15 protein-coding genes and 2 pseudogenes are annotated in these 19,916 nt (G+C 72.9%); 10 read left to right on the forward strand and 7 right to left on the reverse strand.

Annotation, left to right across the window (positions count from 1 at the left end; all coding sequences use genetic code 11):
• Positions 1-119: 119 nt before the first annotated feature.
• Positions 120-1,064: an alpha/beta fold hydrolase gene (locus AB0B50_RS14235; RefSeq protein WP_362330108.1), complete on the forward strand. Its 945-nt coding sequence runs from the start codon at positions 120-122 to the stop codon at positions 1,062-1,064.
• Positions 1,065-1,387: 323 nt separating this feature from the next.
• Positions 1,388-4,687 carry a BTAD domain-containing putative transcriptional regulator gene (locus tag AB0B50_RS14240; protein ID WP_362330111.1) on the forward strand — a complete coding sequence of 1,100 codons (3,300 nt, stop codon included), beginning with the start codon at positions 1,388-1,390 and terminating at the stop codon, positions 4,685-4,687.
• A gap of 23 nt (positions 4,688-4,710) precedes the next feature.
• On the opposite strand, the gene AB0B50_RS14245 is transcribed toward AB0B50_RS14240, so the two are convergent.
• Complete coding sequence (locus AB0B50_RS14245; protein ID WP_362330114.1) at positions 4,711-6,417, reverse strand: bifunctional 3'-5' exonuclease/DNA polymerase; 1,707 nt, start codon at positions 6,415-6,417, stop codon at positions 4,711-4,713.
• Positions 6,418-6,839: 422 nt separating this feature from the next.
• Here AB0B50_RS14245 and AB0B50_RS14250 point away from each other — a divergent pair, with 422 nt between their 5' ends.
• Complete coding sequence (locus AB0B50_RS14250; RefSeq protein ID WP_362330117.1) at positions 6,840-7,682, forward strand: nitrilase-related carbon-nitrogen hydrolase; 843 nt, start codon at positions 6,840-6,842, stop codon at positions 7,680-7,682.
• 17 nt (positions 7,683-7,699) lie between these two features.
• On the opposite strand, the gene AB0B50_RS14255 is transcribed toward AB0B50_RS14250, so the two are convergent.
• Positions 7,700-8,197 carry a MarR family transcriptional regulator gene (locus AB0B50_RS14255; RefSeq protein ID WP_362330434.1) on the reverse strand — a complete coding sequence of 166 codons (498 nt, stop codon included), beginning with the start codon at positions 8,195-8,197 and terminating at the stop codon, positions 7,700-7,702.
• A gap of 168 nt (positions 8,198-8,365) precedes the next feature.
• On the opposite strand from AB0B50_RS14255, the gene AB0B50_RS14260 reads away from it, so the two are divergent.
• Complete coding sequence (locus tag AB0B50_RS14260; protein WP_362330120.1) at positions 8,366-9,409, forward strand: DMT family transporter; 1,044 nt, start codon at positions 8,366-8,368, stop codon at positions 9,407-9,409.
• On the opposite strand, the pseudogene AB0B50_RS14265 reads toward AB0B50_RS14260, so the two are convergent.
• Both AB0B50_RS14265 and AB0B50_RS14270 read right to left on the reverse strand, forming a co-directional pair.
• A pseudogene (locus AB0B50_RS14265) lies at positions 9,357-9,916 on the reverse strand (FtsX-like permease family protein); the annotation flags it as partial. The gene AB0B50_RS14260 and the pseudogene AB0B50_RS14265 sit on opposite strands and share 53 nt — an antisense overlap.
• Positions 9,916-10,606 (reverse strand): annotated as a pseudogene (locus AB0B50_RS14270) (ABC transporter ATP-binding protein). The pseudogenes AB0B50_RS14270 and AB0B50_RS14265, both read right to left, overlap by 1 nt.
• A 349-nt stretch (positions 10,607-10,955) precedes the next feature.
• Here AB0B50_RS14270 and AB0B50_RS14275 point away from each other — a divergent pair.
• Positions 10,956-12,101, forward strand: coding sequence for a DUF2786 domain-containing protein (locus AB0B50_RS14275; RefSeq protein WP_362330122.1), 1,146 nt, complete (start codon positions 10,956-10,958; stop codon positions 12,099-12,101).
• An 18-nt stretch (positions 12,102-12,119) separates the two neighbouring features.
• Here the strand turns inward: AB0B50_RS14275 and AB0B50_RS14280 are convergent, their stop codons facing one another.
• From AB0B50_RS14280 to AB0B50_RS14290, 3 genes are read right to left on the reverse strand one after another with little or no spacing between them, the layout of a single operon-like run.
• Positions 12,120-12,662 carry a hypothetical protein gene (locus AB0B50_RS14280; RefSeq protein WP_362330125.1) on the reverse strand — a complete coding sequence of 181 codons (543 nt, stop codon included), beginning with the start codon at positions 12,660-12,662 and terminating at the stop codon, positions 12,120-12,122.
• A 38-nt stretch (positions 12,663-12,700) separates the two neighbouring features.
• The gene (locus AB0B50_RS14285; protein WP_362330127.1) at positions 12,701-14,167 is read right to left on the reverse strand and encodes a HAMP domain-containing sensor histidine kinase; all 1,467 of its coding nucleotides are present in this window, start codon (positions 14,165-14,167) and stop codon (positions 12,701-12,703) included.
• On the reverse strand, positions 14,164-14,865 hold the full coding sequence (locus AB0B50_RS14290; RefSeq protein WP_362330130.1) for a response regulator transcription factor: 702 nt from the start codon (positions 14,863-14,865) through the stop codon (positions 14,164-14,166). Before AB0B50_RS14290 ends, AB0B50_RS14285 begins: the two co-directional genes overlap by 4 nt.
• 132 nt (positions 14,866-14,997) lie before the next feature.
• Here AB0B50_RS14290 and AB0B50_RS14295 point away from each other — a divergent pair, with 132 nt between their 5' ends.
• The 5 genes from AB0B50_RS14295 to AB0B50_RS14315 all read left to right on the forward strand — a co-directional run.
• The gene (locus AB0B50_RS14295) at positions 14,998-15,642 is read left to right on the forward strand and encodes a hypothetical protein (RefSeq protein ID WP_362330133.1); all 645 of its coding nucleotides are present in this window, start codon (positions 14,998-15,000) and stop codon (positions 15,640-15,642) included.
• Positions 15,639-16,718, forward strand: coding sequence for a peptidoglycan-binding domain-containing protein (locus tag AB0B50_RS14300; protein WP_362330135.1), 1,080 nt, complete (start codon positions 15,639-15,641; stop codon positions 16,716-16,718). The genes AB0B50_RS14295 and AB0B50_RS14300 overlap by 4 nt, the downstream gene beginning before the upstream one ends.
• Positions 16,715-17,413 (forward strand): ABC transporter ATP-binding protein, encoded by a 699-nt coding sequence (locus tag AB0B50_RS14305; RefSeq protein WP_362330138.1) that lies wholly within the window; start codon positions 16,715-16,717, stop codon positions 17,411-17,413. The genes AB0B50_RS14300 and AB0B50_RS14305 overlap by 4 nt, the downstream gene beginning before the upstream one ends.
• A 5-nt stretch (positions 17,414-17,418) precedes the next feature.
• Positions 17,419-18,627, forward strand: a complete 1,209-nt coding sequence (locus AB0B50_RS14310; RefSeq protein ID WP_362330141.1) for an ABC transporter permease — start codon at positions 17,419-17,421, stop codon at positions 18,625-18,627.
• 121 nt (positions 18,628-18,748) lie between these two features.
• Positions 18,749-19,916: FUSC family membrane protein (locus tag AB0B50_RS14315; RefSeq protein ID WP_362330144.1), on the forward strand; the 1,168-nt coding region annotated here is incomplete at its 3' end.

The following is a 19,916-nucleotide window of genomic DNA, read 5'->3' on the forward strand; positions in this document are numbered from 1 at the left end:
CTCCTGGTGCTTCCGGTGCTCCTGGTACTCCCCGTACTCCCCGTACTCCCGGTCCGTACGTTGATCCGTACGGCCGCACAGGCATGCGAGGTGGGTGTGTGGGCCGGACCCTGAGGTTCATGTACGTACGCCCCGTCGTCGCCGGCCTCCTCGCGGCCCTGCTCTGCGCCGCGTCACCGGCGGCCGCGGCCCCCGCGCCGTGTCCCGACGACCCCGCTGCCGCTGCGGCTGCCGCTGCCGCGGTCGCCGCCGCGAAGAAGCTGGCCACGCCCGGAGTGCCGGGCGCCAACGACTGGGTGTGCCGCCCCGGCCGCGCCCACCCGCGCCCCCTCGTCCTGGTTCACGGGACCTTCGCCACCGGCAAGGCGTGGGGGATGGCCGTGCCGGTCTTCAGGTCGGCGGGGTACTGCGTCTTCGTCCTGGACTACGGGAAGACCGGCGCCGAGGACATGTACGGCATGGCGCCGGTCGCCGATTCGGCCAAGGAGCTCGGGGTGTTCGTGGAGGGGGTGCTCGCCGCCACCGGTGCCGGTCAGGTGGACGTCGTCGGGCACTCGCAGGGCGGGATGATGCCCCGCCAGTACATGAAGTTCGAGGGCGGAGCGAAGAAGGTGCGCACGCTCGTCGGGATCTCCCCGTCCAACCGCGGCACGACCCTCGACATGCGCGAGGCCCTCGCCAGGGAGCAGCCGAAGCTCGCGGCCACCCTCGCCGTCGTGGAGGACGCGCCCTGCTGGGCCTGCCTGGACCAGCTGGCGGGTTCGGATTTCCTGAAGCGGCTCAACGAGGGCGGACTGACGCTGCCCGGAGTCTCGTACGCCGTGGCCGCGACGAAGTACGACTACGTGGTGACGCCCTACAAGTCCCAGTACCTGTACGACGGCCCCGACGACCGCAACGGGCTCCTCCAGGACCGCTGCGCCTACGACTTCACGCTGCACAGCGGCACGGCCACGGATCCGGTCGCGCTGCGGTTCGCGCTCAACGCGCTGGATCCGGGGCGGGCGGTGGAGGCGGACTGCGGAATCCTCGCGAAGGGGGTCTCCGGCAAAGGCCTCAGGTGAGGGTTTTGGGCAGGAGTGTTGAACGGATCGCGGGACAGGCTGCGGGGCAGATCGCGGGACAGGCTGCGGTGCGGGTTGCGGGACAGACTGCGGGACAGGACGAAAGCCCCGGTCGTTCACCTCCGCCGACCGGGGCTCTCTCTCTGCCCCCGGACCCGGCCGCGGCGGCGACACTCCCCCGAGCTACGCGCTGTGCGCGAGTACCGGCGGGCCAGGTCCGATGCAGTGATCCCATCAGGGCCCGCCAACAGATCGCTAACATGTGGCCAACGGTCAGGGCGAAGGGTCAGGACAGGCAGCGCGGGACAGTACGGGGAGACGGCGTGAGCGAGCGATGCGGGCTGCGGTTCGGTCTGCTCGGAGCGCCTGCCGTGTACGACGCCGAGGGCGAGCCGCGCCCCGTGCGCAGCGCCAAGGGGCGCGCCCTGTTGGCCGCGCTTCTCCTGGAGCCGGACCGGGTCGTCTCGCTCGGCGCGCTCAAGGAGGCGCTGTGGGGCGACCGCCCGCCGGCTTCGGCGCAGGCGTCCCTCCAGAACCATGTGACGCGGCTGCGGCGTCTCCTCGACGATCCGGGGCGGCTGCAGGCGGTGCCGCCGGGGTACCGACTGCAGGTCGGCGAGGGCGAGTTGGACGTACGGGTCTTCGAGGGCCTGGTGGTGCGGGCGCGGACGGCGTACGCGGAGCGGGACTGGGTACGGGTCTCCGGGCTCACCTCCGGTGCGCTCACGCTGTGGCGGGGCACGCCGTTGAGCGGTCTCCCGGACGCGCTGGCCGACCATCCCCTCGTACCGCGCCTGGAAGAGGCACGGCTCCTCGCGCTTCAGTGGCGGTACGACGCGGAGTTGGAGCGCGGCACCGACCTGGCCGCGCTCGCCCCCGAACTGGCGGCGCTGGTCGCGGAGCACCCGCTCCGCGAGGCCTTCCACCGCCAGCTGATGCTGACCTTCCACCGCACGGGCCGCCAGGCGGAGGCCCTCGCCGTCCACCGGGAACTGCGCCGCCGCCTGATCGACGAACTGGGCGTGGAACCGGGCACGGCGGTACGGGACGCGCACCGGGAGGTGCTGCGGGGGCCGGCGGAGCCAGCTGCCGGGACGGCTTCGGTGACGGCTTCGGTGATGCCTTCCGTGACTGTTTCCGACGCGGGGGAGACGCCCGGGGAGTCTGTCGGCGCGCGAAGGGCCGATCGTGCGCAAGGGGTCGAGGGGACGAGTGGGGCCGAGGGTACGAGTAGGGCTGGGGGGACGAGTGGAGCCGAGGGTACGAGTAGGGCTGGGGGGACGAGCGGGGCCAAGGGGGCGAACAGGGTCGATGATGTGCACGGGGTCGAAGATGTGCACGGCGACGAGGACACGAACGGCGCCGATGGCCTCGGCGTCACCGGCGACGAGGCTGAACCCGAGCCCCGCAGCGCGGCCGCGTCGCCCGGCGTAGGCCCGTTCCAGCCCGCCCAACTCCCTCCTGGCCCCGCCCACTTCACCGGACGCGGCGGCACCGTCCGGGAACTTCGGGAAGCCCTCGGCCGAGAGCCGCGCGTCGCCGTCGTCTCCGGGATGGCCGGGGTCGGCAAGAGCGCGCTCGCCGTGCACGTGGCGCACGGGCTGCGGGACGCGTTCCCCGACGGCCAGCTCTACGTCAACCTGCGCGGCGCCACCCCCGGCATGACCCCGCTCACCCCCGGCCAGGCCCTCGCCTCGCTCCTGCGGGACCTCGGGGCCGAGCCCCGGCACACCCAGGAGAGCGCCGAAGACCCGGCCGCCGCCAGCGCGTTGCTCCGCTCGCTGCTCGCGCCCACCCGCACGCTCATGGTCCTGGACGACGCCGCGACCGCCGCGCAGGTGCGCCCCCTGCTGCCCGCGGGCCCCGGCTGCGCGGTCATCGTCACCAGCCGGTCGCCGCTGACCGCGCTCGACGGCGCGGCCCGCTTCCCGCTGGAGCCCCTCTCCGACGGCGAGAGCGCCGCCCTGCTGCGCGCCGTCTCCGGCCGAGACGCGCTCGACGCCGGGCACCCCCTGGTCGAACTCGCGGGCCGCCTTCCGCTGGCCCTGCGCATCGTCGCCGCCCGCCTCGCGGCGCGCCGCGCCCTCACTCCGGACGCCCTCGCCGAACTCCTCACCGTCAGCGGCGGCCGCCTGCACCACCTCGAGTACGACGACCTGAGCGTGCGCCGTTCCCTCGCCGTCGCCCTCGATGCCCTGAGCACCTCGGAACGCCGGGCCGACCGCGACGCCGCCCTCGCCCTGGCCCGGATCGGCGCGCTCGACCTGCCGACGTACGGAGTTCCGCTCCTGGCCCGCCTGTTGGGCACCGACGAGCTGCGCGCGGGCGCGGCCCTCGACCGCCTGGTCGACGTCGCCCTCCTCGACGAGACGGCGTACGGCAGGTACGCCCCGCACGATCTCGTACGCGACTTCGCCCGCGAGACGGCGGCCGCCTCCACGGTCCCCGATGTCACGGTCCCCGACGCCACGACCTCCGCAGGTGCGGACGGCGTCGTGGCAGAGGCCCTCCTCTGGTACGCGGAGTCCGCCCGCCGCACCCTCCTCGCGATCATGCCGGAGGGCCTCGACCGGACCGACCGTCTGCGCGGAGTCGAGCCGCGCCTCGCCGGGAGCGGGTCCGCGGATCCTGCCGGGAGCAGGCCCGCGGAGCCGACCCTGTCCATGGAGGCCGCGTTCGCCTGGGGCGACACCGAACTCGCCAACATCCTCGCCCTCGTCGAACGCCACGGCACCGGCGAGAGCACCGCGGCCCTGGTGCCCGTCCTGGTCCGCTGCCTCTTCCCGTACCTCCAACGCCGCGGCCGCCTCACCGAGTTGGCCGCGCTCGGCACCCCCGCCCTGGCCGCCGCCCGCCGCCAGGGCGACACCGGCGCCCAGGCCCAGGCCCTCACCGACCTCGCCGGCATGCACTTCATGTCGGGCCGCAGCAGCGAGGCCCTCGCCCTGAACGACGAGGCCCTCGCCCTCTGGCGCGGCCTCGGCATCGTGTCCTGCGTACGCCGCGGCCTCAACAACCGCGGCCTCCTCCTCGAAGGCCTCGGCCGCCACGCGGAGTCCGCCGACGCCCTCCACCAGAGCCTGGAGCTCGCCAAGGAACTCGCCGACCCGCTCAGCGAGGCGATCACCCTCAGCCACCTCGGCAACCTCTACGAGCACACGGACGCCCGCGCCGCCATCGTCCACCACGAACGCAGCCTCGCGATCGGCGAGACCATCGGGCACGCCATCGTCCGCCAGTCCGCCCACTGCAACATCGGCTACGCCCACCTCACCCTCGGCGAACCGGCCGCGGCGCTCGCCCACTTCGAGGAGAGCCTGCGCATACACAACGAGTACGAGGACTGGCACGGCAAGTCCCAGGCCCGCCTCGGCCTGGTGCGGGCCCTGCGCGGGCTCTCCCGCACCGAGGACGCGACGCGCGAGTGCGTCGCGCTCGCCGAGGGCGCCGAACAGCGCGGCGACACCCATATGACGGGCCTGGCCCGCCATCAGCGGGGGCTCCTGCTGCGCGACGAGGGCCGCGACGACGAGGCGTACGAGCAATGGCGGTGCGCGCTGCGGGCGTTGGACGGCACGGACAGCAAGGTCGTCGCGGAACTCAGGGCGCTGTTGGCGGCGTGACGCGGGAGTCGTTCTTCGGCGCCTCACTTCGCGTCGGCGTAGCACTCCACGATCGCCGTGGTGAAAGGGAACCTGACCGGCGTCTCCCCGAACGCGATCCGCCCCGCGAGATCCCCTGCCTCGCGGATCGCGCGGGCCACCGCCTCCGCCTCGTCGGCAGGGCAGTGCACGATGACCTCGTCGTGCTGGAAGAAGACGAGCCGTGCCTGCATCCCCGCCTCGTCGATCGTCCGCCGCAGCGCTGCCAGCATCAGCAGGGCCCAGTCCGCGGCGCTGCCCTGCACCACGAAGTTGCGCGTGAAGCGGCCTCGTGCGCGGGCGTTGGTGGAGGCGTAGCCAGGAGTGAACTCGCTGTCGGAGGAGGGGAGTTCGGTGGTCGTGGTCTCCTCCTGCGGGATCCCCGCCTCGTCGTTCTCCCCGGCCCCCGCCGCCGGAGGGCTCGTCCTGCCCAGCCACGTCCGTACGAGGCGGCCCTCCTCGCCCGCCTTCGCCGCGTCGTCGACGTACGCGACGGCGAGCGGGAAGCGGCGGCGCAGCGCGGCCAGGTTCTTCAGGCCGTCGCCCGACGTCTGGCCGTACACCGCGCCGAGCAGTGCGAGCTTCGCGTGTTCGCGGTCGCCGGAGAACGCGCGGTCGGAGAGGCGGGTGTAGAGGTCGTCCTCGCTGCCCGCCACCTCCATCAGGCCCCGGTCGCGGGAGATCGCGGCGAGGACCCGCGGCTCCATCTGGTCGGCGTCGGCCACGACGAGGCGCCAGCCGGGGTCGGCGACGACGGCTCTGCGGATGACCTTGGGGATCTGCAGCGCGCCGCCGCCGTTGGTGGTCCAGCGGCCGCTGACGGAGCCGCCCGGGGTGTACTCGGGGCGGAAGCGGCCGTCGTGCACCCAGTCCTGGAGCCAGCTCCAGCCGTGCGCCGTCCAGATGCGGTAGAGCTTCTTGTACTCGATGAGGGGCCGCACGGCTGGATGGTCGATGCCCTCGATCTCCCAGCGTCGGGTGGACTTCACCTTGATGCCGGCCTGCGCGAAGGCCTTGACGACGTCCGCGGCCAGGTCCGGGCGGACGCGGCGGCCGAAGGCTGCGGAGATCTCGTCGGCGAGCTCGGCCAGGCGGCGGGGTTCGCCGCCGCCCGCGTACCGCTCGCCGAGGAGTTCGGTGAGGAGTTCGCGGTGGAGGTCGGCGCGCCAGGGGAGGCCGGAGGCGTTCATCTCGGCGGCGACGAGCATGCCCGCGGACTCGGAGGCGGTGAGCAGGCGCATGCGGCCGGGGTGGGCCGTGGCGTCGTGTCTTCGCTGCTGCTCGGCATAGACCTCGGCGAGCTCTTCGATGCTTACGGGGGTGCCTCCGGGGCGGGGCTCGAAGAGGGAGTCCTGGGTGCCGGGCTCGGCGGCGCGGGGCGGGGGGTCGGGGGGCACGGGGGCGTTGCGGATGCGGGCGAGGGCGGCGGCCGCGGAACGGGGCTCGCCGAGGCGTCCCTCGTGGCCGAGGAGGAGAAGCTCGGCGGCTTCGATGTCGTAGCAGCGGTCCACGCGGACGCCGGCGCCGAGGAGGTGGGGGTAGAGGGCGGGGGTGGACCGCCAGATCCACCGGGACACAGCGCCGCGCGCCCGCACGGCTTCGCCGAGGTCGGGCTCCCGGACGACGGGTCCTGCGGGCAGGCCGTCCTCACCGAGGGCAAGCAGCTCGACACCCCCACCCTCACCAACGGAAACCAGCCACCGCCCACTCATCCCAGCAGTCTCGCACCCACCACTGACATCGCCGGGGGGCATGCGCGGGGGCATGTGTGTGGGGCATGCGCGTGGGGGCATGCGCGTGGGTGGGCCTGTCGGTCGGGGCGTTCGTGGCTGGGGTTTGCGCCTTGGGTTCGTTGTGGGGCGGGGCCGCGGGGGTATGTCCGTACTCGCCATCTTTGTTGCGGGGTCTTGTTGCTGCGGCTGGGGTGAGCTTTGTGCGCAGTGCTCCGTGCGCACATACCCCCACGTCCCCTCACGTGCGTACGCGACCGCGGGTGGGTGGGGGCGCGCCCTCCACCGGCTGTGGGGTGGGGTCTGTGCCACCGGGGATACCCCAGGCCAACGATGAACCCGGCTCAGCCCCAGGTGGCCGCACCCGGCGTGCACAAGGAACCCCCTGCTGCGAGGGTCGGGGAATGCGAGTGGCGTTGGCGCAGACCGACTGCGCGCTGGGCGAAGTCGAGGCGAACCTGGAGACCGCCAGGGATCAGGTCGAGCAGGCGGCAGCCCAGGCCGCCGATCTCGTCGTCTTCCCGGAGCTCAGCCTCCACGGCTACCACCTGGGCGCTCTGAAGAAGGACACCTCCGTCACGACGGACGACCCCCGCCTCCTCGCCCTGGCGGCACCCGGCGGCCCGGACGTCCTCGTCGGCCTCCACGAGCACACCAGCCTCCGCGCCTACAACACCTCGGCGTACTACACGGACGGCCGCCTCCTCCACGCCCACCGCAAGCTGTACCTCCCGAACTACCTCGCCTGGGAGGAGCGCAAGCACGTCAGCCCCGGCCAGCACCTTCGCGCGTACGACCTCCCGGGCACCCACGGCCGCGCAGCCACCCTCGTCTGCAACGACGCCTGGCAGCCCGTCCTCCCCTGGCTCGCCGTACAGGACGGCGCCGAGGTCATCGTCGTACCCACGAACAGCGCCGCGAGCCTGGACCCCGAAGCCATGGACACCGGCCTGTACTGGGACACGCTGCTCTCGTACACCGCCCGCATGCTCCAGTGCTGGGTCGTCTTCGTGAACCGCGTCGGCAACGAGAACGGCGCCTCCTTCTGGGGCGGCTCCCGCGTCGTCGACCCGCGCGGCACGGTCGTCGCGCAGGCACCGAAGTGGGAGCCGGGCCTGGTGACGGTGGACATCGACGTGCACGAGGCCCGACGGCAGCGCCGTGCCGTACCGCTCGTGGCGGAGGCCCGCCTCGGCCTCGTCGACCGTGAGGTCCGGCGGCTCATCGACGAGGGCGGCGACAGCTAGCCCCCCCGTAATCCCCTTCAGCCCTCTCGGCCCCCGACCGGCCGCTCCACCCGCCCCAGCCACGTCTTCAGCAACGCCTCGATCTGCGCGGCCTCCCGCGGCGTCAACGCGTCAAGGAGCCGTCGCTCGTTGCGCATGTGCTCCGTGAAGGCCTGGTCGATCAACTCCCGCCCCGCATCGGTGAGTCCGACGACACGGCCGCGCCCGTCACCCGCCGCGCGCCGCCGCGTGACGAGTCCGGCGCGTTCGAGACGGTCGACGCGCTTGGTCATGGCGCCCGTCGTGACCATGGTGTGCGCGGCCAGCTCCCCGGGCGCCCTCTCGTACGGCTCACCCGCCCGCCGCAGCGCCGCCAGGACGTCGAACTCGCCCTCGCTCAGCCCGAATCGGCGGTACACGACGCACAGCTCCTCGGTGAGCAGCGCGCCGAGGCGGTGCAGCCGCCCGATCGCGCCCTGCGGCGTCACGTCGACGTCGGGGCGCTCCCGGGCCCACTCGGCCTGGATGCGGGCCACGTGGTCGAGGGGGCCCCGTCCCGATGCGGGGGAGGGCCCGGGTTCGGGCTCGGGTTCGGGTTCGGGTTCGGGTTCGGGTTCGGGTTCGGGTTCGGGCTCGGGTTCGGGCTCAGGTGTGGAGTCAGCCATGCCTTCACTTTAGCTTCCTCGGAAGGCATAGTATCTTCCATGGAAGATACTTCCGGTTCCGCCGCCGCGTCACCCGCGGGGGCCTCACTCCCGGGGGCCCCGCTCCGCTGGGTGCTCCTCACCGCCGTGGCGCCCGTCGCCTGGGGCACGAACTACTACGTCACGCACGAGTTCCTGCCCGCCGGCAGCCCCCTGTACGGCGCGGCGATCAGGGCCCTGCCCGCGGGCCTGCTGCTCCTTGCCGTGGCCCGGCGGCTGCCGCGCGGCTCGTGGTGGTGGAAGTCCCTGGTCCTCGGTGTCCTCAACATGGGCGGCTTCTTCACCCTCGTCTATGTCGCCGCGCAACTGCTCCCGACCAGCCTCGCCTCGACCGTCATGGCGACCTCGCCCCTGGTCATGATGGTGATCGCCTGGCCGCTCCTCGCCGAACGGCCCCGGCTGCCGCACCTGGCGGGAGCGGGCGTGGGGCTCGGCGGCGTCTGTCTGATGCTGCTCAGCGGCACGGCGTCGGCCGACCCCGGCGGCGTGCTCGCCTCCGCCGCCGCGATGCTCATGTCCTCCCTCGGCTACGTCCTCGCCAAGCGCTGGAGCTCCGGTGTCCCGGTACTCGCCTCCACCGCGTGGCAACTCGTCGCCGGGGGAGTGGTGTTGATCCCCGTGGCGGCCGCCGTGGAAGGGGCGCCGCCCGCCCTCGACGTCCCCGCCGCGCTCGCCTTCGCCTACGTCGCCGTGGTGGCGACCGCCCTGGCCTTCGCCGCCTGGTTCGCGGGCCTGCGCCACCTCCCCGCGGGGACGGTGGGCCTGGTCGGGCTGCTCAATCCGGTGACGGGCGTCCTGCTCGGCACCCTCCTCGCTGCCGAGCCGCTCACCGCGCAGCAACTCCTGGGCCTGGCGCTGGCGTTGACGGGAGTACTCCTTGGCCGTCCGCGCGCCGGAAAGGCGGCGGCAGCCACCCTCACCCCCTCCGCGCCACCGCGACCCCGGCAACCGAAGCCACCACCGCCACCAGCGCGCACACCCCCGCCCCCGCCCCGAGCGCACCCCACGGAACCGTCACCGCCGCGGGCACCGAGAGGCTCATGAGCCCGACGGACAGACCCCCCAGGTTGACCGCCGTCACCGCCAGGCCGAGCAGCGCGCCCGCCGCCACCGCCACCAGCGCCTCCCCGGCGACGACCAGTCGCACCTGGCTTCGCGCGGTACCCGCCAGCCGCAGCAGCCCGAACTCCCGCCGCCGCAGGGCCACCACGAAGGCGAACGTCGACGTGGTGACGAACACCGACACGAACGCGGCCACTCCACCCGCCGTGCCGAGGAGGGCGTTGACGGCCACCAGCGCCTCGGCGTCCCGTGCCTCCCCGTCGAGCCGCACGGTCCCGAGCCGCCGTAGGTCGCGCAGGAGTTCGATGTCCACAGGGTGTGGATGAGCGAGCGGCTTCGACACCCGCGCGGTGCCGGGCCCCCGCTCGACCCGCACGGTCAGCCGGTCCTGCCCCACCACGACGACGGGCGACCGACCCCGAGGGCGACGGCCACGAAGGCCCCGACGAGACTGCTCCACCGCGTACGGAGAGAGGCAAGGAAGATCATCACGCCCCCACCTCGGGACCAGCCATGGTCGCAGCCACCTCACCGGCGCCGGGCGCCACGTCCAGGCCCGCCATCGTCGCCGCCACGTCACCGGCGCCGGGCGCCCGCAGCTCGCGCACCACGCGCCCGTCGACGAGGAACACGACCCGGTCCGCGTGCGAGGCGGCCACGGGGTCGTGCGTGACCATCACGACGGTCCGCCCCTCCCCATCCACAAGCCCCCGCAGCAGAGCGAGGACCTGAAGCCCCCGCAGCAGAGCGAGGACCTGCCGGCCGGTCACGGTGTCGAGGGCCCCGGTCGGCTCGTCGCCGAAGAGGACGGCGGGCCGACCGACGAGAGCGACCCTCTGCTGCTGCCCTCCCGACAGCTCACCCGGCCGGTGCCGGGCGCGGTCACCCAGCCCCACCCGCTCAAGGGCCTCACGCACCTCCGTACGCGAGACCTTGCGCCCCGCGAGACGCAGCGGAAGCGCGACGTTCTGGGCGGCGCTCAGCGAGGGCAGCAGATCGAAGGCCTGGAAGACGAACCCGATCCGGTGCCTCCGCAAGCGTGGACTTCCCTGACCCGGAGGGCCTCATGACGGCGACGAAGCTCCCGGCCCGCACGGAGAGATCGACACCGTCGAGCGCGGCGACCGCACCATAGGACCGCCGAACCCCGGAGAGACGTACGACAACGGATTGGCTCATGCCCCAACCCAACCGCCGAGCCCCAGGCCCCCACACGACCACTGGAGGGCGTCCCGGGGTAGGGCTGGCCATACCCCCGGACATCCGGAAAGCCACCCACGCACGCCCCCGCACACCCGCACCCGCGATGGAGACGAGAGGGGACGTGGCGGTGTGTCCGAACGGAGCACTGCGCACAACGCCATCCCGAGCCGGGGCAATCAGGCCCCGCAACAAAGATGGCGAGTACGGAGACACCGCCGCGGCCCCGCCCTCTCACGACCTGAGGCGCGGCCACAGACGCAGACGCCGAGCAACCGCCCACGTGCCACCCACGTACCACCCACCTACTGCCCCATACCCTTGACGCATGGACTCGGTGATCGACAAGGCGTTCGCGGCGGCGCTGTACGGCGACGGCGACGAAGGCCTGGACACCGGCGCGTCGCTCCTTGCGGCGACCCCCGACGCGGACGCCGACCTGCGCCGCCGCGGCGAGGAGTACCTGACCAGGGCCTGGCGCAACGGCTGGCAGCCGGCCGACGTCCTCCGTCTGGTCCGCCGCGACCTGGAGGATCCGCACGTACGCCTGGCCGCGTCCCTGATCCACACGGAGACCGCCCGCTACGCCCACCTGCCCCCACGCTGGGCGCCCCAGCTCGCGGACATCGGCCCCACGGAAGAGCCCGCCCAGGACCGCTTCTCCCGGGCCACCACCCACCTCCAGCTCTACCGCCTGCTCCTGCGCCTCCCCCCGCTGGAACCGGTGGGCCCGCCGCCGGGCGAGGCGCTCCCCGCCCCGGCCGAGGGCGAACCCCGCACCCTCACCCGCATCCGCGCCCTCCTCGCCAAGGCCGAGGCGACCGGCTACCCCGAGGAGGCGGAGGCGCTCACCGCCAAGGCGCAGGAGCTGATGGCGCGGCACTCGCTCGACGAGGCGCTGCTCGCGGCCCGTACCCACGCAAAGGACGTCCCGGCGGCCTGCCGCATCGGCGTGGACGCCCCGTACGAGACGGCGAAGGCGATCCTCCTGGACGCGGTGGCCGCGGCGAACCGCTGTCGCGCGGTGTGGAACGAGGCGTACGGCTTCTCGACGGTGGTCGGCTTCGAACCCGACCTGGAAGCAGTGGAGTTGCTCCACACCTCCCTCCTCGTCCAGGGCACCGCGGCGATGACCAAGGCGGAGGCGCAACAGCGGGCGGGCGGACGCAAACGCACGAAGACGTTCCGCCAGTCGTTCCTCATGGCGTACGCGCACCGCATCGGCGGACGCCTCGCCGATGCGGGCGAACACGCGATGACGGAGGCCGCGGCGGAGGGCGAGTCGCGGGCGGCGCTGCTTCCGGCCCTTGCCGCACGCGACGTGGCGGTCACCGACCGCGCGGAGCGGATGTTCCCGGAGACGACCACGACACGGGTCCGAGGGGTGACGGACGGCGAGGGATGGGCCCACGGCACGGCGGCGGCGGACCGGGCGCAGGTCGCACCTCGGGGCCGGGGTCCGGCGCTGCCCTGAACGAAGGGCGTGCGCGCCCTACTTCAAGAAGTCCGAGCACACATAGGGCCCCAACTCCCCGCCCTCCTGCGGCACTACGGTCACCCGCACGTCGTCCGGACGGGTCCGCTCGCTCTTGTCGAGCACGGCGCTGGCGCGGGCGAGGCTGCAGACGAGTTGGCCGGTGAGGTTGCGGTCGCTGACGGAGGTCGGGTCGATCAGGGTGTCGGGCATCCGCAAGGTGAGCCGGGACCCTCCACCGGTTACCTCGAACTGCCCTTCCTTGACCAAGGTGTTGAGCCCGGCCCGCTGCTCCCCCTCGTCGGGTCCGCCCATCAACAGCTTGATGACGGCTGTCGTTTCGCGGACGTTCTCGTCCGAACGGGAAACCCCCTGGAGCCGCCCCGTCTCGTCGACGAAATAGATCCGCAACCCCTTGGTGAGACCGCCCGCGGCCTCCCCGGCGTCCACCACCCCGGTGGGCCGCACCCCACACCCCGCGAGGGCGAGCGCGGCCAGGCCCAGACCGATTCCCTTGCGTACGGGAGTCATCCGTACGGGAGTCATCCGTGCAAGAGCCATCCGTACAAGAGTCGTCCGTACCGGAGTCCTCGCGGGAGTCACCCCTCGTCCCCTTCCCCGCGTCGCCACGGAAGCCGCAACGAGAACACCGCCCCGCCGCCTTCCCTGTTGGCCACCTCGATCGTCCCTCCGTGCAGTCGTGCGTTCTCCAGTGCGATGGCCGTGCCGAGCCCGCTGCCCTCCGACCGCGTCCGCGCGCTGTCCGCCTTGTAGAAGCGGTCGAAGACGTGGGGAAGGGTCTCGGGCGCGAGGCCGGGCCCCCGGTCGGCGACCTCGACCGTCAGCCAGTCGCCCGCGGCCTCCGCCGTCAGGGTCACGGGCTCGGCCCCGTGCCGCAGCGCGTTGCCGACGAGGTTGGCGACGATCACGTCGACGCGCCGCGGGTCGAGCACGGCCCGCACTCCCTCCGGCAGCCGCGTGTCGATCCGCGAGGTCAAGGCCCGCAGCGCGAGCGTGTTCCGCACGGTGTCGGCGAGGTCGACCTCGCCGAGGTTGAGCCGGGCGGCGCCCGAGTCGAAGCGGGACATCTCCATCAGGTCGTCGACGAGCCGCGAGAGCCGTGCGGTCTCCGCGCTCACCGTGCGGGCGGCGTGCGCCGCGTCCGGCGGCAGCTGGCCCGCGTCCTCGTCGAGCACGGTGGCGACCATCGTCATCGCGGCGAGCGGCGTACGCAGCTCGTGCGAGACGTCGGCGACGAACCGCCGCGCCCTCGTCTCCTGTTCGCGCAGCTCGGCGACGGACGACTCCAGGGCGTCCGCGGTCAGGTTGAAGTCCCGCGCCAGTTCGGCGAGTTCGTCACGGCCCTTGGGCACGTCGACCCGCGAGGACAGGTCTCCCGCGGCGTGCCGACGCGTGGCGCGCCCCAGCTCCCGCACGGGCCGCAGCACCGTACGCGCGGCCAGCAGTGCGAGCACGACGGCGAGCAGCACCACGGGCAGCAGGCCGTCCCGCGCGGCGTCCAGGATCGCCGCGGTGTCGTCCTGTTCGGCCCGCAGCGAGGTGACGGCGTAGACGTCGAGCCCGGACGGCGGCCCGGACTCGAAGGTGACGGGCGTGCCCACCACCAGGTAGGGGCTGCCGTCCCGCTCGATGCGCTGGAAGCTCATCCGCTCCCGCTCGCGCACGGCCTCGCGCAGCGCGTCGGAGATCCGCGACCGGTCGGCGGAGGCGTCGGACGACCCCCGCAGCGTGCGGTACTCGGCGATGACGACGGAGTCCCCGAGCCCGTCCGCGACACCGGCGGCGAAGCGGGTGAGGGACACCTCGTCGGGCGGCATGGCGAGGTCGGCGGCGGCCTGGTCGACGCGGTTCTTGAACTCGGTCCGCACGGCGTCCTGCTTGCGCTCGAGGACGGCGTTGCGGGACTCGCGGTAGGCGAGCCCGGTCGCCGTGACGGCGCTGACGAGCGCGACGAGGACGAAGGCGACGACGAGCCGCGTCCGCAGCCCGCCCCACATCCACCGCCGGGGCCCCGCGCCCGCTCCCCTCCCGGAACGTCGCCTCATACCGGCCCGAACCGATACCCGAAGCCCCGCACGGTCTGCACGAACACCGGCTTGGCGGGCACGTCCTCGATCTTGGCGCGGAGCCGCCCGACCGCCGCGTCCACGAGCCGCGAGTCCCCGAGGAAGTCGTGCTCCCACACCGACCGCAGCAGCTGCTCGCGGCTGAACACCTGCCCCGGTGAGGCGGAGAGCTCCAGGAGGACCCGCAGCTCGGTCGGCGGCAGGGCGATGGGCGTCCCGCGCTTGGTGACGGTGAGCCCGGCACGGTCGATGACGAGACCCGCGTACGTGTCCTCGTCGGGCCGGTGCCGCACCGGCTCGGCCCGGCGCAGCGCGGCCTTGATCCGGGCCTCCAGGACGGGCGCGGTGACCGGCTTGACCACGTAGTCGTCGGCGCCCGCCGCCAGGCCCCGCACGATGTCGCTGTCGTCGCCGCGCGCGGTCAGCATGACGACGGGGATCGTCGACCCGGAGGCGCGGATCCGCCGGCAGACCTCGAAGCCGTCCATGCCGGGCAGCATCAGGTCGAGCACGGCGAGCTCGACGCCCTGGCCCGCAGGCCTGGCGAGCAGGGCGAGGGCCTCCTCGCCGGTGGCCGCGGTGTCGACCGCGTACCCGTGGCGGCGCAGCACCAGTTCCATTCCGTCGCGCACGGACGCGTCGTCCTCGATCAGCAGCACATGGGGGACTCGGGGCATGCCAGCGATTATGGGCGAGGATTTGCCCAGTTCAGGGCGGTAGGGGCGGCAAACCGACGGGCGCGGCGCATTGTTACGTTCTCATCATGCGGCCATGGACCGGCCACCATATGGGCGCGGTTCGGTGAGCCCATGAGTATCCACACCATGCCCCGCGGCACCGCTCGTCTGCGGATGGCCGCACTCGTCGCCGCCCCGGTCCTCGCGTTCTCCGTCGCCTGCGGAGGCGGCGACGGAGTGAAGGAGGAGGGGGTCGCGTCGGCCCCGGAGAAGTCCGGGGGCCAGTCCGAGGAGCAGTCCCCGGACGAGACCGAGACCCCCAAGGCCAAGGGCAACGGCGCGTTCTACGACGCACAGATGAAGTACGTCCAGTGCATGCGCACCAAGGCCGGCCTCAAGGACTTCCCCGACCCCAAGCTCAGCGGCTATCTCGACTGGCCGAAGATCGACGCGATCACCGACCCGAACGGCCACGGCGAGGAGCAGAAGGGCGGCAAGAACGGCGTCTGCAGCAAGGAGTTGACGGACGCGATGAACCGGGAGCCCAAGCGCGACGCGCAGAAGGACTACGAGTCGATGCTCGCGCACGCCAAGTGCATGCGCGACAACGGCCTGTCGAAGTACGCCAACCCGACGATGTCCGGCGGCAACGTCATCCCCGGCGGCGAGACCAACCCGATGGACCCGACGATGAACCAGGACTCGCCCGCGTACAAGAGGGCCAAGCAGGCCTGCAAGGACAAGCTGCTCGAAGGCCTGGACGGGATGCAGGGATGAGACGTCGTACGGGATGGATCGCGGCGGCCGCGGTGGTCGCCGCGGCGGCGGCCGGGGCCGGGGCGTTCGCGGTGGGAGGCGAGGACGCGGGCGCCGACGGCGGGGGCGGCGAGCTGCCGCCCGCGACGGCCACCGTCGTGCGCACCGACCTCGTCAAGTCCAAGACGGTCGACGGGAAGATCGACTTCGCGGGGCGCCGCCCGGTGAAGTCGGCGGTCGAGGGCACGGTCACGGTCGCCGCGAAGGAGGGCACAACCGTCGCGCGCGGCCAGGCACTCTACGAGCTGAACGACAAGCCGGTGACGCTCCTCTACGGGCCGGTGCCCGCCTTCCGCGAGATGAAGGCGGGGGACCGCGGCAGCGACGTACTGCAACTGGAACGCAACCTCGTGGCGCTCGGCCACGGCAGCGGCCTCTACGTGGACCCGCGCTTCGACAAGGCGACCGAGGCCGCGGTCAAGCGGTGGCAGAAGTCCCTCAACCGCGCCCCAACGGGCAGGGTCGGCAAGGGAGATGTGGTCTTCCAGCCCGAACAGGTCAAGGTCGCCAAGGCGAACGCGGCGCTCGCGGACCAGGTCGCCCCCGGGGATCCGGTCCTCACGGCGGCCTCGACGAAGCCGGTCGTCCGGGCGGAGCTCGACCAGGCCGACGTGTCCCTCACCGCGAAGGGCACGAAGGTCGAAGTCGCCCTGCCCAGCGGCAAGAAGGAGCCGGGCAGGGTCACGGGCACGGTGGACCCCGAGCAGTCGGACGAGTCCGAAGGGGGCGGTTCCGGCGGCGACGGCATCACGGTCGAAGTGACCCTGGACGCGGGCAGATCGGCGGCATCGGGGGAGGACCCGAGAGCCACGGCGAGCGTGAGCTTCGTCAGCGAGTCCCGCAAGGACGTCCTCGCGGTCCCGGTCGAGGCGGTCGTCGCCCTGCGCGGCGAGAACGGCGGCTACGGCCTCCAGGTCGTCGAGGGCGGCACGTCCCGCATGGTGCGCGTCGAGACGGGCATGACGGCCGACGGAAGGATCGAGGTCAGCGGCCCCGGCATCGCGGAGGGCACGAAGGTCGGAGCGGCGGCTCCATGACGTCGACACCCACCCCCGTGGTCGAGCTGAGGGACGTCACCAAGTCGTACGAGGGTGACGTGCACGCCCTGCGCGGCGTGAGCCTCACGGTCCGCGAGGGCGAACTCCTCGCGATCGTCGGTCCGTCGGGCTCCGGCAAGTCGACGGCGCTGAACGTCATAGGCACACTCGACAGACCCACGTCGGGCACGGTCCACGTCGCGGGCTACGACGTGAACACCCTCAGCGACGCCCGCCTCTCCACGCTCCGCGCCCGCCACATCGGCTTCGTCTTCCAGCACTTCCACCTGGCGCCGGGCCGGGACGCGGTCGACAACGTCGCGGACGGCCTGCTGTACGCGGGCGTGCCCCTCGGGGAGCGCCGCGCCCGCGCCCGCGCGGCCCTGGAGCGCGTCCGCCTCGGCCACCGCCTGTCGCACCGCCCCGACCAGCTCTCCGGCGGCGAGAAGCAACGCGTGGCGATAGCCCGAGCCCTGGTCGGCGAGCCCGCGCTCCTCCTGGCGGACGAGCCGACGGGAGCGCTGGACACGGCGTCGGGCGAGATGGTCATGGACCTTCTGCACGACCTGAACCGAACAGGCACGACGATCTGCGTGATCACGCACGACAACGACATAGCGGAGTCCTTGCCGCGCAGGATCCGTTTCAGGGACGGCGAAATAACGGCGGACTCCCGCTCTCGGAAGGTGAGTTGAGGACAGTGAAGCGACCCCGACCCACGCGCACCCTCAGGCCGTCCCGCCTCTCCCCGGCGGACGTCCTGCGGGTCGGCGCGGTGGGCTTGCGGGCCCGCCGCGCCCGGGTGGTGCTCTCGGCCCTGGGCATCGCGATCGGCATCGCCACGATGGTCGCGGTCGTCGGCCTCTCCCAGTCCAGCAAGTCGGACCTGATGGCGAAGCTGGACCGGCTCGGCACGAACCTCCTCACCGCGGAGGCGGGCAAGAACGCGGAGGGGTTCGAGGTGCCGCTGCCCAAGTCGGCGGTGGCGATGGTGGAGCGCATCGGCCCGGTCAGCCATGCGACGGCGACGGCGAACGTGGACACGCGCATCCGCCGCAGCGAGGTGGTTCCCGAGGAGCGAACAGCGGGAGTAACGACACAGGCGGCCCGCCCGGACCTGCTGAAGACGCTCAACGCACGTATCCACAAAGGAGGTTGGCTGAACAAGGCGAACGAGAACCTCCCGGTCACGGTGCTCGGATCGGTGGCGGCGGACCGCCTCGGCATCACGTCCCCCGGCGAGAAGATCCTGATGAACGACGAGTACGTGGTCGTGATCGGCATCCTGGAGCCCGTCGAACTGGTCCCGAACCTGGACCGCGTGGCGATGGTCGGCTTTCCGGCGGCCGAGAAGTACTTCCGCTTCGACGGGCACCCGTCCACGATCTTCGAGCGCTCGCCCGACGCCACGGTGGAGGACGTGCGGGAGGTCCTCGCCCGCACGGCCAACCCCGCCGACCCGAGCGCGGTGAAGGTCTCCCGCCCCTCGGACGCCCTGGCCGCGAAGGCAGCGACGGACAAGGGCCTGACGACGCTGATGCTGGGCCTCGGGGCGGTGGCGCTGCTGGTCGGCGGGGTGGGGGTGGCGAACACGATGGTGATCTCGGTCCTGGAACGCCGGGCGGAGATCGGCCTGCGCAGGGCCCTCGGCGCGACCAAGAGCACGATCCGCCTCCAGTTCCTCACGGAGTCCCTGCTGCTCTCGGCGCTGGGCGGTGCGGCGGGAGCGTTCCTCGGCGCGACATCGACGTACGCCTTCGCCCTGGCCCAGGACTGGACGCCGGTGGTCCCCCCGTGGTCCCTGACGGCAGGCTTCGCGGCAACCCTGCTGATCGGCATGGCGGCGGGCCTCTACCCGGCGATCAGAGCCTCACGCCTGCACCCCACGGTGGCGCTGGCCGCGCCCTAGCGAGTCCAGCCGCGTACGCATCGGCGAAGACGGCACACCCCCACGTCCCCGCCCTGCGGACGAACCAGCGCAAACGGCAGTCACAGCCCAACCAGCCTGATATGCCCCGTATCATCACAGAGTGACCTGGCTCCGCGCGCTGAAAGAGACAGCTCGCTCGGGGCTGACCGTCGAGCGCAAACGCCTTGAACCCCTGGTCGCCCTCCGCGGCGCCGCGGGCCTCGCCCTGATCATCGGCGTCAGCCTCACCCTCTTCGGCCCGGCGGTGGCGGCGAGCTCCGCCTTCGGCGCGTACCAAGCCGCCATCGCCACCTTCCAACGCAGCTGGCGCCCCCGCCCGGAACTCGCCCTGGCCTCCGGCACGAGCCTTGCCGTCTCGACCTTCCTCGGCTACCTCACCGGCTCCCACCTGCTCCTCTTCCTCGCCCTGCTGGCCCTCTGGACCTTCCTCGCGGGCCTGAGCTGGGCCGCGGGCCCCACCGTCGGCATCATCGCGTCGTCCAACGTCGCGATCATGCTCGTGACGGTCACACTGCCCACCTCGGTCGTCGCCGCCGCGGGCCACGCGGCGATGATGATCGTCGGCGGCTGTGTCCAGGCGGCGCTGGTGGTCCTCTTCCCGATCCGCAGATGGGGCGCGCACCGTGACGCCCTGGCCGACGCGCTCGCGGCGGAGGCGGACTACGCCCGCAGGCTCCGCCACGACCCCGTGGCCCCCTTCGACCCCGAGCCCCTGATGGCGGCGCGCGACGCGGCGACGATCACCCCGCGCCAGGCCCGCACCCGCCCCGCGGAGCTCCACGGCGCACGCGGCCTCGCGGAACGCATCCGCCCGGTCCTGGCCTCGCTGGCGGACCCGGCGGTGGGCGTCCCGCCGGAGGGCAGGGAACGGGACAGGGTCCGCGAACTCCTTGGCGCGGCCGGCGCCGTCCTGGACGCCGCGGCCCGAGCGATCCGCCACGGCGAACAGGTCAAGATCCCCCCGGCGGCCCTGGCCGCGCTGAGGACCCCGGACACGGGAGCGATCCTCACGGGCCCGGCGTACAGGGCGGCGACCCGCCTGGGCGCGCTCCTGAGAGACGTACTGGAAACGGCGGGCAACACCCAGGGCACCCCCACGCACGACACGGCGACCCCTGCGAATCAGGACATCCCCGCGGACCCGGCTCCTCGATCCTCTGCGAATCAGGACGTCCCCGCGGACCCGGCTCCTCGATCCTCTGCGAATCAGGACGTCCCCGCGGACCCGGCTCCTCGATCCTCTGCGAAACAGGACGTCCCCGCGGACC

Source organism: Streptomyces sp. NPDC041068, from assembly GCF_040647455.1.
Lineage (GTDB): Bacteria > Actinomycetota > Actinomycetes > Streptomycetales > Streptomycetaceae > Streptomyces.